Raw genomic sequence first — 15,537 nt, 5'->3', positions numbered from 1 at the left:
TTCCTAGAAAAGTGATGCATTCAGTGTAACCCTTAAAGGCCACTTTAAAGCAAGCAAGAGGGTTTATCTGCCATCATGCACAAAATAATTATAGGCTTTTGTTGATTTTCCAGAGGACTAGAATATTAGTAAATCTTCTCCATTCTGAAGAAATTATTGTTCAAATTGCTCATATTTAGCATTCAAAGTCTACGCTGATATCAAATCCAAAATACATTAATAAAGGGACTTTTCCCATTTGAGAAAGCCCCTTCTTCTTTCTATAAAAAAAGTGTACAGTCTAGGAAAATACGTGCCCTGTAGATTCCCGTACTCTCAATTCTGGTTTTAAAAGCGTTTTTTTAACACTCGATTCTTCCCCATTAATGCGGGCTATAACTTTCTCCGTAATTGTTTTTCCTATGGTCCCGATAGGCTGGGCAACCGTTGTTAAATGCGGTTCTCTTAATCTGGAAATAAACGTGTCATCAAAACCGACTACTGAAAAATCCCGTGGCACCTCGCGTCCCGATTGCATAGCTGCTTCGAGACTTCCAACAGCGAGGTAATCGTTTAAGGCAAATGCCGCTGTGAGTTCTGGCTGCGTTCGAAAAGCATGAGTAAGCGACTGCTCCGCTTCCCGGGCTGACCAGTTGTTCTCTATGATCAAATGATTACTCCAGGCAACATTCGTTTCCGAAAAAGCTTTCTTTGCCCCTTCGATTCGCCCGAGACTGCTTGGGTTCTTTAACGTATCGAGCAGAAAAATAATATTCTGGTGCCCCAATTCGAGTAAATGCCGGGTCGCCTGATAACCTCCCAAAAAATCATCAACCAATACAGCATCCGCTTCGATCGATGAATTAAAGCGAACAGCCATCGCCACAGGCATCTTAGCCTCCAGCATCTTCGCAAGCGATGTAGAATTACTGAAGCCTGTGCCGAAAATTAATCCGTCCAAACGCTTTTGATTCAACCATTGTAAATATTTTTCCTCCTTATGCGGTTGGTTGTCCGTATTGCACATAACCACATTGAAGTGATGTTCATGACCGGTGTCCTCCACACTTCTTGCAAGCTCTGCAAAAAAAGCATTTCCAATATCGGGAATGAGCAGGCCAATGGTATGCGTTTTGTTTCCTCTTAGGGCAGAGGCCATGGCATGTGGATAGTAATTAATCTCTTCGACTGCTTCGAAGATTTTAGATTTCGTTTGGTCGCTGATGTTTCCTTTATTGTTGAGCACTTTGGAGACAGTGGCCGATGACACTCCGGTTTTTTTGGCGACATCATAAATATTTGGCTTCTTCATGTGTTTGCCCTTCTGCTTTTTTGATTTTGTTATCTAACCAAGTTTGTTCAATTTCTTCCAGAGACTTATTTTTTGTTTCAGGGACGAACTTCCAAATAAAGAAAAAGGCAAGAGTACTGATCGTACCGTAAATCAGAAAAGTACCTGCTCCAAACGCCGCATTCAACGGCGGGAAGGTAGAAGAAGCCGTTAAGTTCGCCCCCCAGTGAAGGGTAACGGCAATAGAAATTGCCTGGCCCCTGATTTTATTTGGAAATATTTCTGAAAGCATAGTCCAGGTAACCGGCCCCCACGTCATTTGGAAAATAGCCACAAATCCTAGAATAAAGATTAATGTAGCGACGCCATAAACCCCGAAGAAAAACAGTGTGGCAACCGCGATCAGGCAAACCGCACAACCCGCTGAGCCAAACAAGAGCAAAAATTTCCGTCCATTTCTATCGATTAAACGAATCGCAATTAACGCTACAGTTACACCAATGGCTCCTACAAGCACCGTTTGAAGCATGGAAGCTGACTGACCGGCGCCAAGACTTTCAAATATACGCGGCGCATAATACAAAATAACATTGATTCCAATAAATTGCTGGAGAATAGCGAGTGCGATACCTACTACCAGTACCAGCTTGCCATAATAAAAGATACTTACCTTCTCCACCTGCGTGTTCAGGGTATAGCGGATGCTTTGCATGGTGGTACTGGCTGCTTCTTTTGAACCGTGCAGCTTTTCCAATACACTGAAGGCCTTTTCGTCTTTATTTTTTAGAGCCAAGTACCTCGGTGTTTCCGGTATGAACAGCAATAAGAAGAAAAATAATGCGGCAGGGATGAGTTCAGATGCAAACATGTATCTCCAGCCAACCTCATTGATCCAGGCGGTAGGCTGACCGAGCGTAATAAGCCAGTTCACGATGTAGACCACTGTCTGGCCGAAAACAACAGCAACGCTGTACAACACCACAAGTCTTCCGCGAATGTGCCGGGGGCTCATTTCACTGATATAAACCGGTGCAATAGCAGACGCAAGTCCTACCCCGATACCTCCCAAAATACGGTAGACATTAAACATAACAAGTAACGAAAAGCTTGGCTCCCCTGCTGTGAAGAAAAACATTTCGGGGTAGGCAGAGCCTATGGCTGACAGAGCGAATAAAAACGCAGCAATAACCAGCGTGTTGCGCCGTCCGATATTATTCGATAAAAATCCGGATAGAACAGCTCCGACAATACATCCGGCCAGGGCACTTGATACCGTTAATCCATGGATGAAAGAACCGAAACCAAGACTATCGACAAGATACAGTTGAACCGACTGTTCGGCTCCGGCCACGACTGCTGTATCATATCCAAACAGCAGCCCGCCCAGCGAAGCAACTAAAGCGACAGCAATAATATAATACCGATAATTGTTTTTCATATCTGATAGGAAGGAATTTCTCCTTCCTCCCCCCTTTCGTGGGTACGCTCTTATAAATAACTGATTTTTCAGTCTTTTTATTTTTAAGCGCTTACAAAATTATTGAAGGTCTGACTTTTATTGAGGGCGTATATATTCTTTCTGCATCTCTATCCGCTGCCCATTATTCATGAACGAACGAGTAGCCGCTAAAGCTACCTGCATATTGATTTTTGCATCCACAGACGTTACACGCGCTTGCGCTTCTCCTTTAATGCATTTGATAAACTGTTCCATCTCCTGGATATACGCTTCCTGGAACCTCTGCTGGAAATTCGGGACGATTTCATGATTACTTCCTGTGCCACTTTGAATCGTCACATCGCTATTTCGAAGGGATCCCACAAACAATGCTCCCTCCATCCCAATAATTTCTGCCCGTATGTCGTGACCATACGGAGAAACGCGGCTGGCCTCTACATCCCCAGCACCGCCATTGTCAAATTCTAAATACGTGATCGCCTGGTCCACATCGTTAAATTCTTCCATGAATGGATTCATTAAAATTTTACCGTGGCTGGAAACAGAAGAAATTTCCGCCCCCATTAAATATCTTCCAATATCGTAATCATGAATGGAGCAGTCTACAAAAATCCCTCCGCTGTTTTTTATAAATGAAGCAGGGGGAGAACCGCTGTCCCTGGTAAAACCTTTAAAATATATCGGCTTTCCAATTTCTCCGGCTTCAATCCGCTGCTTTGCTTCAAAATAACCTGGATCGTACCTTCTCATAAAACCTACCTGGCAGATTACTCCCGTTTCTTCTAAAAGTGCAATGACTTCCTCTGCTTCTTCAATTGTTGACGTCACAGGCTTTTCAACGAAAATTTGTTTTCCAGCCCTTGCAGCCTTTTCAATCATCTCTTTATGGGTTGTCGTAGGAGTTACGATAACCACGGCGTCAATTTCTGAATTCTGGAACACCTCTTCCGGATCATTCGTCCAATTCGGCACTCCTAATTGTTCAGCTGCCCTCTCCGTATGTTCGGCGATAGGATCACATACCAGAATTAATTCAGCACCTTTTACTTTATTCATCATATTATTCGCGTGGAACATGCCTAAGCGTCCAAGTCCCATAACTGCAATTTTAATATTTTGATTCATTGCTGCTGCCCTCCTTATTCTTGCCTTTCATTTTCCAATGGTTGTTTTACTGCTCCTTTATACTTCCATCTGATCCAATTGAGCCTGGATTTCCTTCACCTTTATCGGAGCTCCTGTTTTAAGCGACTTGTCAGCAGCGTGAGCGATCAATTCTGCCTGAAGCCCGTCCATTCCGGTAACCGGTGCCTCCTTTTCCTCGGTAATTGCCGTAACAAATGCTACCATTTCTGTTTCAAATGCTTTTTTGTACCGGTCGAGGAAAAAATATTTTGGTTTGTCTTTATAAATACCTGCGCCTGAACTTACCTCCACTGTGTGATGGTAATCATTGTCGGCTGTTGCCATTCCGTTGGAGCCAAACACTTCTACGCGCTGGTCATACCCATAAGCTGCTTTCCGGCTATTATCAATCACACCAAGTGCTCCATTTTTAAACTTTAATGTCGTAATGGCAGTGTCAATGTCGGCACATTCGGCAAACATATTATCAACCAGTACTGCTCCCTGCACATATACTTCCTCTACCTCGCTTCCGCTGATAAAACGGGCCATGTCATAATCGTGAATTGTCATATCAAACGGCATTCCTCCAGAATACATTACATACTCCCTCGGGGAAGGCTCGGGGTCACGGGAAGTGATCTTCACCATATGCGGGGCTCCGATTTCTCCGGCTTCCACACACTCGTACAGACGGCGGAAATTATGATCAAAACGTCTCATAAATCCCACCTGGAAAGCGACATTATATTTTTTGACGGCTTCCAAAACCTCTTTAGTGCTCGTAAGATCAAAGCTGATGGGCTTTTCGCAAAAAATGTGCTTCCCTGCTTTAGCAGCAGCAATAATAATTTCCGCATGAGTGCTTGTGGACGTACAAACGAGTACAGCCTCTATTTCCGGGTCTTCAAGCAGTTCGTGATAGTCTGCTGTAATATATTCAACGGGCTTATCTGTCTGCCAGGACGTCAATCCTTCAGTGTGGATATCCGACATAGCTTTTACCTTCACATGAACCATTTTAAATAAATTTTCAGCATGGAGTCTGCCAATTCTTCCTCCACCAACAATGCCAATAGTTATTTTTTTCATACTCCGATCCCTCCCAGGTTCAATGATACGGGGGCTTTCTGTGCTATAGACTTCAGACACGCCTCAACCGCGCGCATATTCGCTACGCTGTCCTGTTTAAAACGATTAATGTCAGCTCTCTCCACGATGCTTCCGGAAAAATATTCTATTCCCTGTATATATGAATAGCCGCTGACGTTTTCTTCACGCTTAATGCCGGAATCAAGGTTAATACGCACGGCTCCAACACCGTCTTCCGGTGGCACAAACGCTTTCGGCACTTCAATGGTTCCTTTTGTTCCAACAATTTCGTAAAACTGGCGAGTGCCGCTCATTTCCATGCTGCAATCAAAGGAGGCGTTCATGCCGTTTTCCATTTTCATTGATACGAAAGCGGACATATCCACCCCATACTCGGGATGCTTATTTTCGAAGGCGTGAACCGTAGCTGGTTCGCTTCCTGTCATGCTCCGTACTGCATGTATACAATAGCAGCCGAGATCATAGACGCTTCCGCCCCCGAGTTCTTTATTCATGCGTATATTGCCGTCCAATTGTTCAAGCATAAAGGACATTCCCGCGCGCATCAGCTTTACTTCTCCAATTTCTCCGGATTGGATTATTTGTTTTACCCGCTCATGCTGCGGCTGGAATTGATACATTAAAGCTTCCAGGCATAAAACGTTGTTCTTTTCACACACCTCATACATCTCTTTTACTTCCCTGACTGTTAGTGCTGCCGGTTTTTCGCACAAAATATTTTTGCCCTTTTCTGCCGCTTTTTTTACCCATTCAGCATGAAGACTATTAGGAAGCGGAATGTAGACCACATCAATTTCCGGATCATCTAATAAAGCATCGTAATCGCTGTAGTGCTTTTCAATGCTATACTCCCGGGCTATCTCTTCCGCTTTTTCATTACTGCTTGCAATCGCTTTCAATTTTGCATTTGCTGAAGCTTGTAATGCCGGTATTACGTATTTGGTCGTAATTGCTGCTGTACTCAAAATCCCCCACTTTGTACTTTCCAAGACGGCACCTCCTGTATATCTTTTTTGTAATTATCAGCCATTCTTTTTAGTGATTTCATATTCAATTATCTAAATTTCATTATAAAGGCATAAAAAAAGGGCGTCTTTTAAATATCAAGACACCTTTTTTGTATTATTCAGACATCTATTTTTGATCACTACTGTTTTTCATATAAGATTTTTTATACTCTCCTGGAGAAATCTCCATCGTCTCCTTAAACACACGTGTGAAATAATGGATAGAAGAAAAGCCCGATTGTTCAGCTACTTCTTTAATTGGTAAAGACGTGGCCCTCAATAAATGAACAGCATAATCCACCCGCTCTTTTTTGATAAAATGAGAAAACGTTATGTTTAACTCTTGAAAAAATAAACGTGATAAATGCCTTTCAGACACGTGAACAAAGGAAGCTACTTCCAATAAATGCAAAGGCTTGGAAATATTATCACGAATATATAAAACAGCCTCCTGTAATGCCGGAGATATCGTTTCAGCGAGGTCAAGTTCTTCCTTTATCTTCGGGAAGCTTACAAAGTGCTGCAGGGCAGTAAGTAGCAGCACAGATGCTTCACCTTTTAGAACAGCCTCCATCAGTTCATGCTTCGGTTTCGATGCTTTCTGAAGCAGTTCCCTCCAAATTCGTTCAATGTAATTTCCTTCGCCTGCCTGCTCAAATTGATCTGAATATTTTTTTGCGTAGTCTATTCGTTCTCTCCATGTTGTTGTAGATTTTTCGCCTGCAAGCTCAAAGCCAACATACAATAAAAATAACCCGCTGCTGCTTTTAATTTGGTGCAGCGTATTTGGCTTCGTAAAAAACAACGAATTTTTTCCTAACACATACTGCCGGTTATTTTCCCAATATTCTCCGCTCCCCTCCAACACGTAACAAAGCTCAAAAAAAGAATGCTTATGGATAGGGTTGTCATAATGAGCAGGAGCTACTCCCCAGTAATGTATATGAAAAACCGCTCCCTCTATTTCTATCTTATGTACATATTGATTTAATGGTACTTTGCCCGCTGTTAAAGACTTATTCAAACTATTTCCTCCCGACAATTCGCTTTCTTTCTAAAGTCTAAATATGTGTTTTTATGCGGATTTTCTGAAATGTTTCCATTCCTTTACACACGCTTATTTACTATTTTATCTTCAGCATTTGATTTAGCCAACATATTCAGGAAATAAAAAATAACCAATCGTCCCATAAAGGTAAATACAGCTCCCAAATTTCTCTTTTGGTTTTTCCAATAAGAAAAACACCTCCACGTTAGAGGTGCTTGTCTATTTCTCATTATATAGGTGTTGCTACTCAGTCTTTAAGCTTGCGCCATAGCGTGGATCGGTTAATATTTAGTCTTTGGGCTGCCCGGGTCTGATTCATGTTTTCTTCCTGCAGCACCAGATTGATCACCTGCTTCTCGATGTTATCCAGTGACTGATTCAGGTCCAAGAGCTCCCCGGTGCCATATGTGGATTCCGGATTAGGTTGAACGGCGTCTCTGGAAATGTACGGACCTTCAGAGTTTTTCACCCCCATTTCAACCAGCTCCTGCAGCTCATGCAGATTCATCGGCCAGTGATAGGATGTCCATTCCAGCAAAAGCCCGCTTTCCACTCCCACAATCTGTTTTCCGTATTTTGAATTGTTTCTGGCAATGAACGTGCGTATATACTCGGTCAAATGCTCGATTCTCTCCCGCAAAGGCGGAAGCGAAAGCACGATGCTATTCCTTTGAAATTTCTCCTGAAGCAGAGGCTGGTTGGTTTTGGAAGCAGCAAAAATAATTACCGACACAGAATCAAAGGCAGCCTCAAAAAGCTGTTCCAGCCGTTCAGCTGAAAGTACCTCCCAGTTTTTAATGTAAAACGTCCCATTCCCCGATAAAATGATCGCTTCGAGCCGCTTCATCGCCATTTCGTCGAAGTGTTTGTCCAATATTACTTCCCATTGATTTTCAATGTAGTTATTACGATAATGATGCAGGGCAGCAGCGATGGAACGCTTCCCTGTCCCATCCTCCCCCTGGAGGAAATATACGGTCTCCGTAAACTTTTTCGCCTGTTCCACAATGCTACGTACCCGTTCGTCGGCTGTCGAAATTTGGCCGAAGGAGACAATATCTGACTGAAGCGGCTGAATAACTAAACCGCTTTGCTCCACCCTGTATCTGTTTTCATCACTGATTTTCAGAAAATACAGCCGTTCCTTTCCTTCAACCAAAAATTCCCCTTCTGCAATCACACTGCGTCCTCTAATAACAAAATTCTCCTGCAGGAAGGCGTAATTCAGCATTTTTCGGTGTAGGCTCTGTAAAATATCGTCTTTGTCAGCATGATAATTTGAATACGAAGGTAATTGAAACAGGTTCAAAAAGGGCTGGTTGGCAAACATTAATTCTCCTGTTTCTTTAATAAGAGCAATACTTTCCGGTAAATGCTCCAGCAGATGGTGATAGCTTGTATTCATGGCTTCCTGGTAAAGCAGCAGGCTTCCGACTTCTTTAGCCTGAATAACAGCCTGCTCCACCGACTCCGGCCCGGAGGTGATCATAATTCCCTCCAGCCCAAAACGGCGGGCGGTTGTTAAGGTTACCGTGTCGCCAATAATGATTTGAATGCCCCGGCTGATAGCATTCTCTACTGCCTGATGCACTTCCTGAGAGCTGTGAATAACCTGATAGGAGATGGATATGCCAAGCAGCTCTGCCACCTGATTCACCCCGTGGCACACATTGGGAAACCCGATCAGCTCTATGGGATCCTTCGAGTCTTTGAACAGCAGCAGCGTACGCAAAATATCATAGCCGGAAACATCAATTTCCACCACCGGCAGAGAGGATCGCTCACGAAGAATCTGCGCTGTCCCTCCCCGGCTGACCAATACATGATAACCCTGCTCCTCCAGACGCCGGGCCGGCTCCACCGCCTCCTCCAGGTCTGCTGACTCTACGTTTATCATGACTTCCTGATGAGAAGCACTAATTTTGGTTGCTACTTCCTTTAACCCTTCATAAGGAGCTATAATTCCTATTTTTAACATTTGCTTACTCCCTTTAATGCAATTTTCTTCCTATTTTACACGAAAAAATGCACATGATGGAGAATGAATTATTTAGGAGCAAGCTCCGCGGCAATGGTGAGTGCCTCCAGAAGACTGCGCTCATCCGCGATATTTTTTCCGGCTATGTCAAAGGCGGTGCCGTGATCAACCGAGGTGCGGATAACGCCGTAATTTAACCCAACGGTAATGTTCACCCCGGCCTCCAGGCCCAGCACCTTCACCGGCGCGTGGCCCTGATCGTGATAACATGCCACCACGACATCAAAATCGCCGCGTCCCGCACGGAAAAATAAGGTGTCTGCCGGGTACGGCCCTTCCACATTGATCTGTTCCTCCTGAGCTTTTTGTATGCCCGGGAGCAGTTGTTTTTCTTCTTCGCCATATCCAAACAGGCCATTTTCACCGGCATGCGGATTAATACCGCACACAGCAATTTTCGGATTGGTAAAACCGGCCTTGGAGAGCGTGCTGTGCGCAAGGCGAATCACATTATACGTGCGTTCCGGCGTTATCGCTTCAATGGCATCCTTGAGTCCCAGATGGGTCGTTAGATGAATCACCTTCAGATTGGGCGCGGAGAGCATCATGGAATAATCCTCGGTTCCGGTCAGGTCCGCCAGAATTTCCGTATGCCCCGGATAATTGTATCCCGCTCCCTGAAGAGCTTCCTTATTTAACGGCGCTGTACAGATAGCGTCAATACGCTTGTCCATGGCTAGCTGCACCGCTTTTTCCAAATATAAAAATGCATGTTTCCCTGCTTCAAAGGATAATTGGCCATAGGGAAGATCAGGATTTAGATCCCCTACCTGGATGCAATAAATGACGGCCGGATCCGCTTTTGCTTCCGCGGGATCTTCGATGGCCACCACAGTCTGGCGGGTGCCTGTTATTTTGATGACGTCCTCCAAACGTCCGGTGTCGCCAATAACCACGGGTGTGCAGTAGTCATAAACCGAGGTGCCTGCCAGAGCTTTGACAATAATTTCCGGCCCTACGCCGGCAGCATCTCCCATCGTGATCCCAATAACTGGCTTTGTCATGTTAAAATCTCTCCTCTCAGCGTTTCGATCGCATGAACAAATGTTTTTTCCGTACCAAAAGCCCCTGCCTTCGTAATGGCAATTGGATTGTAATACCCGCGCAGCCGCCCCAGCGGAATCCCAGGCTCAAATTCCTGTATCAGTTCAAATTCTGTACTTTCCAGCGAAAGACAAACCGCTTTAGCTACGTCTCCGCCCGTCATGACAACCGCGTCAAACGTGTTCATATCGAATACCAGGCGCGTTAACCTTCCCAGGCCTTCAGCAATTTTTTTCGTTGCCTCCACCATCGGGATATCTACCGCTTCCGCTTTTGCCTTCACGTTCTCCACAGCCTCCGGAGTCGTATCCGTGGAAATAAGCATCACTGAATGACTGTGTCTGGAAGCCTCCCGTAGAATGTTTTTGATTGAAGCATCCGACTGCCATCCGGGATCCAGAAAAATTTCCGGGAGCACTGTCCACCCCGGGTATTGCGCCCCCAGATGGGCCTTCTGTTTTTGGGTGATATCACTTCTGCTGCCTGCGACAATCAACACGGATTCGCACCCGGTCAGCCGGTCTGCTTTTTCGGCTGATGAAATGCTCCCGCTTAAATCGTAAATCTCAGGTAAAAATTTCATCACACCCGCAGAGCCTGCCCAGATAACATCGTATCCGGCAGCTGCAAGCGATCGGCTCTGGCGGAGCATCTGCTCCTCCGTTTCCCCGTCGAAGCTGAGATGCACCACGCCCTCCCTTTTCAGACGTTTAAGCAGGGCCAAAAGTCCGCCGGAGGATATTTCCTCTTCCGTAAGGTGATATGCCTGGTTACTGCTGTGCGCCTGCACCAGGTCGGTAATTGTTGAAGAACCCACACGCTGGTTCGGAAGCGTGGCTATCCCGGTTTCCGCTAACGCCTGGCCGTTCACATATAACTCTCCGTTGACCACCGTTCTGCCGTTCTCGGGATAGGCGGGGTTGATCAAAATAAAATCTGGGGAAAATGCGTCATACAGGGCGTCTAATTCCCTTCCGATGTTTCCCCTCATCGTAGAGTCAATTTTTTTATACATTAATTTCGGAGGGCTCGCTGCCAATGGATGGACAGCATCTTTAACCGTCCGGTAGGCGGATGCAGGATTCATTTCCCTTGAATCTGTGTCGATGATAAGTGCGTTTTTATGCACAAAAGCACCTGTATCGCGTGCATTTACAGCCACCGAGGGCCGGTAGCCGTACCGGGTGCACTGTACCCCGGAGTCGTTGGCTCCCGTTAAGTCGTCAGCCACAATACATATATCCATATTAAAACCACCTCGTCTGGCAAAAATAAGAGGACTTCATGTGTTGAAATCCTCTCATTTTACGTTGAATGTCATTGAAGATACGTCTGAAGCTTTCCTTTTTTCTCCAGACGTTTTACAAGAAAGCCTACATAAATAGGCAGCAGTATAGCAGTAGTTACTACGCTCGCTGCCACCTGGACGGTAGCCACAGATTCCATACTGGCAAAGGCTGCATTGGCCGAAGCTATCGCTGCCGGAGTCGCAACCGCGTTGCCTGCTGAAGAGCCCTCCGATGCGCCTACAATCGGGTTCCAGTTGAACAGCTTGAATACCCAGTAGCCAGCAGTGCCGGTGAGAAATACAGTCATAAATCCGAGTACGATGCCACCGAGGCCGCCGGCTAAAATGTCTGCAAAGTTAATTCCCATGCCCAGCGCGAAGGCGAAAAACGGGATTAACATATTGCTTCCGGAATCCAGAAAATCTCTCATTTCTTCATCCAAGTTTCCAAGCACCGCGCCAATAATAATAGGCAAAAGGACGGCGACAAAATCAACGACCGAGAACAGGCCGTCCACAAATCCAATAGCGCCAAAAATCGATAAAGCCACCATGGTTAAAAAAGGGCCGTCATTAAGCGCCAGGATGGAATAGGCCGCCCGGTCATCTCCTTTTCCGTACTGGCCGACAAGCGCTACGTACAATCCGCCGTTACTGTTGGTCATTGCCGCGATAATAGCGAGCGGAGCCAGTCCAAGGAATAAACCGTCTGTGCCGGCAAAGGCGTAGGCAATTAAACCAAAGGATGCCCCTACCACCCATTTCACTGTTAATAATGTGACACCTTTACCTACAGTAGTTCCAACATTCCGTACATTAATCTGTGCCCCTGCACAAAGTAAAAACAAAGCAATTAAAACTAATGCCCCATCGACAAAAAGCGCCTGGGTAAAGCCGCCAATCCTCAGCATACCAGGGGCAAAGGTATTAATCAGAGCCCCAAGTAATAATGGAACGACCATCATGCCGCCAGGGATTTTTTCCATATTCGCTTTAATACGCATTATACAACCTCCTTTTAATATTTGCAATTTGCAACAGTTATTATAATACCGCTTACATGTTGAAATATAAAACATATTAATCAATTATTCAACTGTGAAAGCGGATTTTTTAAAAATAGTTGCAAAATTAAACAAAACAAAAAAAGAAGCTGGATAATATCCAGCTTCACGCGTTTTATTACGACTTTTTTAATCGTTCTCTATTCTTTATATTTTATCTACTTTATTATCTGTCCATAGAATTTAGACAAATTGCCTGCCAGATGTGCTATTAATTTTTTCGAATCTGCGACGGCTTCCTGTAGAGTGGAAGGTCCTTCGCTGATACTGAAAACGGCTGTAATACCTTCTTCATATACATTTTCAAAGTCTTCTCCAAGCTGGCCGCATATCGCGATCACTGGGATCGAAGGATTTACTTCTTTGACGGCCCTCGCAACGCCCACCGGCGTTTTCCCTGAACCACTCTGATAATCAATTTTTCCTTCCCCAGTAATAACTAATGAGGCGTCCCGCACCCGTTCATAAAAATTGCTTTCTTTCAAAATAAATTGGATACCCGGCTCAAGCCGGCCTTTTAAGCACCCTTCCAAGGCCGAAGCCAGGCCTCCGGCCGCCCCCATATAAGGAAGCTCGCTCACAGCTTTATGGGTATACGAGTTAAGCACTCTGCCGAATGTACTCAATGCCTCCTCCAGCGAAGCAGCTGTTTCTTTGGATGCTCCTTTTTGTGGACCGAAAATATAGCTTGCTCCCCGTGGTCCAGTCAAAGGGTTATTTACATCACATAAACCAATTATTTCTGTCTTTTCCAACCTTGGATCCAAAGCAGTCATATCCATCGCCTCAAGCTGCTTTAAAAATTGACCGCCGTACGGTAGCTCCTGATGGTTTGCATCCAGCAGTTTTCCACCCAGCGCCTGTAGCATGCCGGCTCCGCCGTCGTTCGTACCGCTCCCTCCAAGCCCAATAAGGAGCCGGTCAATATCGTAATCCAGGCATGCCTTGATGAGCTCACCCGTTCCATAAGAAGTAGCTAGAGAAGGATTACGCTCTCCCGCAGGTATTTTATCCAGGCCTGACGCAGAAGCCACATCTATGACGGCTGTTCTATGTTTCTTAGAAACATGTACCGAGGCGAGGATCGGGTTCATCAGCGGGTCATGCGCCTGCACTGAAATTTCTTTCGTATCCAATGCCTGCTGCAGTGCTTCTGAGGTTCCCTCCCCTCCATCTGCCATAGAAATAATATCAAACTTCACGTCCTGCGAGGAAAATTTTTCCCATCCCCGTCGAAAATAATTCGCTACCTGCACCGAGCTTAAGCTTTCTTTAAATGAATCAGAAGCTACAACAATCTTCATATAGTTTTCCTCCATTGACGGTATTAAAGCGTTACATAACACTTAGATTCCCGAAGACAATCGGCACAAAATATAAAACGATCAGGCAGGAAATAATGATGCATATTAAGTTTAACCATATGCCTGCTGAAGCCATTTTGCTCATCTTCACGTAACCGCTTGCAAATACAATCGCATTCGGCGGCGCCGCTACTGGGAACATGAAGGCAAATGTAGCGCCCATGCAGGCAGCAATCATTAATACGACCGGGTCAGTGCCGAGCGTCGCGGCTCCTGCTGCCACAATCGGATAAACCATGGTTGAAGTCGCTGTATTGGAGGTGAATTCGGTGAGCAGTGTAATTAACCCAATGATAAACAGTAATATAACAAACAGCGGTGCGTTGGAAAAAGCAACGAGTTTTTCACCAAGCCAGCTGTCCAGGCCGCTGTTCGTAATACCGGCAGCAAGTGCTAGCCCGCCTCCAAACAGCCATAAAATTCCCCACGGCAGTTTTAAAGCAGTGTTCCAGTCCAGAATCGTGTCTTTTTTGTTTTTAGATGGGATAAGAAAAAGCAATAAAGCGCCGCATAATGCAATAATGGTGTCATTAATGCCCGGAATGAAGTTTTCCAATAGAAAGCTTCTGGTAATCCAGGCAAACGCTGTGAGTGAAAAAATCGTAAGTACAATTTTTTCTTCATACTGGGTTTTACCCAGGCCATGAAGCTCTTCTTTAATAATTTCCCTGCCGCCCGGAATATGATCTACTTTCATTGGAAAAGCTATTTTGATGAGGTAGAACCACACTAAAGGAACCAGTACAACAACTAATGGCACGCCAAACATCATCCAGTTGGCGAAAGCAATTTGCACGTCATACAAATTATTTAACGTAGCCGCTAAAATTGTGTTGGCCGGTGCCCCAATTAACGTGCCGAACCCTCCTATCGTAGCTGCATACGCTGTACCGAGCATTAGAGCCGTACCAAACGGAAACACGCCGGGCGAAGTGTCAATGTCTGTATCCTTCAAGGAATCCGAAACGTGCTTGGCCACTGCAATACTGATCGGAACCATCATCATCGTTGTAGCGGTATTTGAAATCCACATCGACAAAAATCCGGTAGCGATCATAAATCCAAGAATAATCGTGTTGGGATTGGTACCAACAAAAGCGATAACACTTAATGCGATACGTTTATGCAGATTCCATTTTTCCATTGTCAAAGCAATCATAAAGCTTCCCGCAAACAAGAAAATGAGCGGATCGCCATAGGAAGCCGTGACTCCTTCCATTTCCATAATGCCAAGTACCGGAAACAGGACAATCGGCAATAAAGAAGTCACCGGGATCGGTAATGTCTCTGTCACCCACCATGTGGCAATCCAGGCAATCATTCCAAGCATAGATACCGCTTCTGCCGACATGGTCTCCGGCTGAACAACAAACTGTATCAATAGGAAGAGTATAGGGCCTAAAAATAACCCGATCAATTGTACTTTGGAATACAGACGGGGTTCATTGGGAGGATTCGGCTCTTCATTTTCCAGTTCCTGACGCTCGGATTCCGAAACATTGTCTGCGCGCTTTGGTTCGGGTTGCGAAAACGTCAGGATTTTGACGCTGTTTTTTAATTGACTTTTAACTCGGTCATTCCAATGCCAAAGGTGGTTCCAGGTTTTTGTGAAATTCATTTCTTTCCCTCCCTAGTATTGATAACGCTTTCAATCACCCAAATCTTATATTAACGTATACATTAAGTCAATTAATTTTCTAATTTTAGCTAAAAATAT

Annotated in this window: 12 protein-coding genes; all 12 read right to left on the bottom strand. The window is 45.0% G+C overall.

What is annotated here, in order from left to right; all coding sequences use genetic code 11:
- Positions 1-280: 280 nt before the first annotated feature.
- The 12 genes from Q0757_RS06730 to Q0757_RS06675 all read right to left on the bottom strand — a co-directional run bounded on the left by Q0757_RS06730 (position 281) and on the right by Q0757_RS06675 (position 15,438).
- A complete protein-coding gene (locus Q0757_RS06730) occupies positions 281-1,291 on the bottom strand; it encodes a LacI family DNA-binding transcriptional regulator (protein WP_298785602.1) in 1,011 nt (336 codons plus the stop codon).
- Positions 1,269-2,708 carry a sugar porter family MFS transporter gene (locus Q0757_RS06725; RefSeq protein WP_298785601.1) on the bottom strand — a complete coding sequence of 480 codons (1,440 nt, stop codon included), beginning with the start codon at positions 2,706-2,708 and terminating at the stop codon, positions 1,269-1,271. Before Q0757_RS06725 ends, Q0757_RS06730 begins: the two co-directional genes overlap by 23 nt.
- A gap of 117 nt (positions 2,709-2,825) precedes the next feature.
- On the bottom strand, positions 2,826-3,854 hold the full coding sequence (locus tag Q0757_RS06720; RefSeq protein ID WP_298785600.1) for a Gfo/Idh/MocA family oxidoreductase: 1,029 nt from the start codon (positions 3,852-3,854) through the stop codon (positions 2,826-2,828).
- Positions 3,855-3,911: 57 nt separating this feature from the next.
- Positions 3,912-4,946, bottom strand: coding sequence for an inositol 2-dehydrogenase (iolG, locus tag Q0757_RS06715; RefSeq protein WP_298785599.1), 1,035 nt, complete (start codon positions 4,944-4,946; stop codon positions 3,912-3,914).
- Positions 4,943-5,956, bottom strand: coding sequence for a Gfo/Idh/MocA family protein (locus tag Q0757_RS06710; protein ID WP_298785598.1), 1,014 nt, complete (start codon positions 5,954-5,956; stop codon positions 4,943-4,945). The genes iolG and Q0757_RS06710 overlap by 4 nt, the downstream gene beginning before the upstream one ends.
- A gap of 145 nt (positions 5,957-6,101) precedes the next feature.
- The gene (locus tag Q0757_RS06705; protein ID WP_298785597.1) at positions 6,102-6,998 is read right to left on the bottom strand and encodes an AraC family transcriptional regulator; all 897 of its coding nucleotides are present in this window, start codon (positions 6,996-6,998) and stop codon (positions 6,102-6,104) included.
- Positions 6,999-7,269: 271 nt separating this feature from the next.
- Positions 7,270-9,000 (bottom strand): sigma-54-dependent Fis family transcriptional regulator, encoded by a 1,731-nt coding sequence (locus Q0757_RS06700; protein ID WP_298785596.1) that lies wholly within the window; start codon positions 8,998-9,000, stop codon positions 7,270-7,272.
- A gap of 68 nt (positions 9,001-9,068) precedes the next feature.
- Positions 9,069-10,064, bottom strand: a complete 996-nt coding sequence (gene pdxA / locus Q0757_RS06695) for a 4-hydroxythreonine-4-phosphate dehydrogenase PdxA (protein WP_298785595.1) — start codon at positions 10,062-10,064, stop codon at positions 9,069-9,071.
- Positions 10,061-11,350, bottom strand: a complete 1,290-nt coding sequence (locus Q0757_RS06690; protein WP_298785594.1) for a four-carbon acid sugar kinase family protein — start codon at positions 11,348-11,350, stop codon at positions 10,061-10,063. Before Q0757_RS06690 ends, pdxA begins: the two co-directional genes overlap by 4 nt.
- A gap of 71 nt (positions 11,351-11,421) precedes the next feature.
- Positions 11,422-12,396, bottom strand: a complete 975-nt coding sequence (locus Q0757_RS06685) for a 2-keto-3-deoxygluconate permease (protein WP_298785593.1) — start codon at positions 12,394-12,396, stop codon at positions 11,422-11,424.
- A gap of 218 nt (positions 12,397-12,614) precedes the next feature.
- Complete coding sequence (locus tag Q0757_RS06680) at positions 12,615-13,760, bottom strand: glycerate kinase (protein WP_298785592.1); 1,146 nt, start codon at positions 13,758-13,760, stop codon at positions 12,615-12,617.
- 31 nt (positions 13,761-13,791) lie between these two features.
- Positions 13,792-15,438, bottom strand: coding sequence for a DASS family sodium-coupled anion symporter (locus Q0757_RS06675; RefSeq protein ID WP_298785591.1), 1,647 nt, complete (start codon positions 15,436-15,438; stop codon positions 13,792-13,794).
- Between the last annotated feature and the right edge of the window lie 99 nt (positions 15,439-15,537).

The organism is uncultured Marinococcus sp., assembly GCF_947493875.1.
Classification (GTDB): Bacteria; Bacillota; Bacilli; order Bacillales; family Marinococcaceae; genus Marinococcus.
This window is presented reverse-complemented; position numbering and strand designations above follow the sequence as displayed.

Coding starts and splice junctions, on each gene's coding strand:
- Q0757_RS06685 (WP_298785593.1), bottom strand. CDS start 12,396: ATGCGTATTAAAGCGAATATGGAAAAAATCCCTGGCGGCATGATGGTC.
- Q0757_RS06690 (WP_298785594.1), bottom strand. CDS start 11,350: ATGGATATATGTATTGTGGCTGACGACTTAACGGGAGCCAACGACTCC.
- Q0757_RS06725 (WP_298785601.1), bottom strand. CDS start 2,708: ATGAAAAACAATTATCGGTATTATATTATTGCTGTCGCTTTAGTTGCT.
- Q0757_RS06720 (WP_298785600.1), bottom strand. CDS start 3,854: ATGAATCAAAATATTAAAATTGCAGTTATGGGACTTGGACGCTTAGGC.
- Q0757_RS06680 (WP_298785592.1), bottom strand. CDS start 13,760: ATGAAGATTGTTGTAGCTTCTGATTCATTTAAAGAAAGCTTAAGCTCG.
- pdxA (WP_298785595.1), bottom strand. CDS start 10,064: ATGACAAAGCCAGTTATTGGGATCACGATGGGAGATGCTGCCGGCGTA.
- Q0757_RS06730 (WP_298785602.1), bottom strand. CDS start 1,291: ATGAAGAAGCCAAATATTTATGATGTCGCCAAAAAAACCGGAGTGTCA.
- iolG (WP_298785599.1), bottom strand. CDS start 4,946: ATGAAAAAAATAACTATTGGCATTGTTGGTGGAGGAAGAATTGGCAGA.
- Q0757_RS06675 (WP_298785591.1), bottom strand. CDS start 15,438: ATGAATTTCACAAAAACCTGGAACCACCTTTGGCATTGGAATGACCGA.
- Q0757_RS06700 (WP_298785596.1), bottom strand. CDS start 9,000: ATGTTAAAAATAGGAATTATAGCTCCTTATGAAGGGTTAAAGGAAGTA.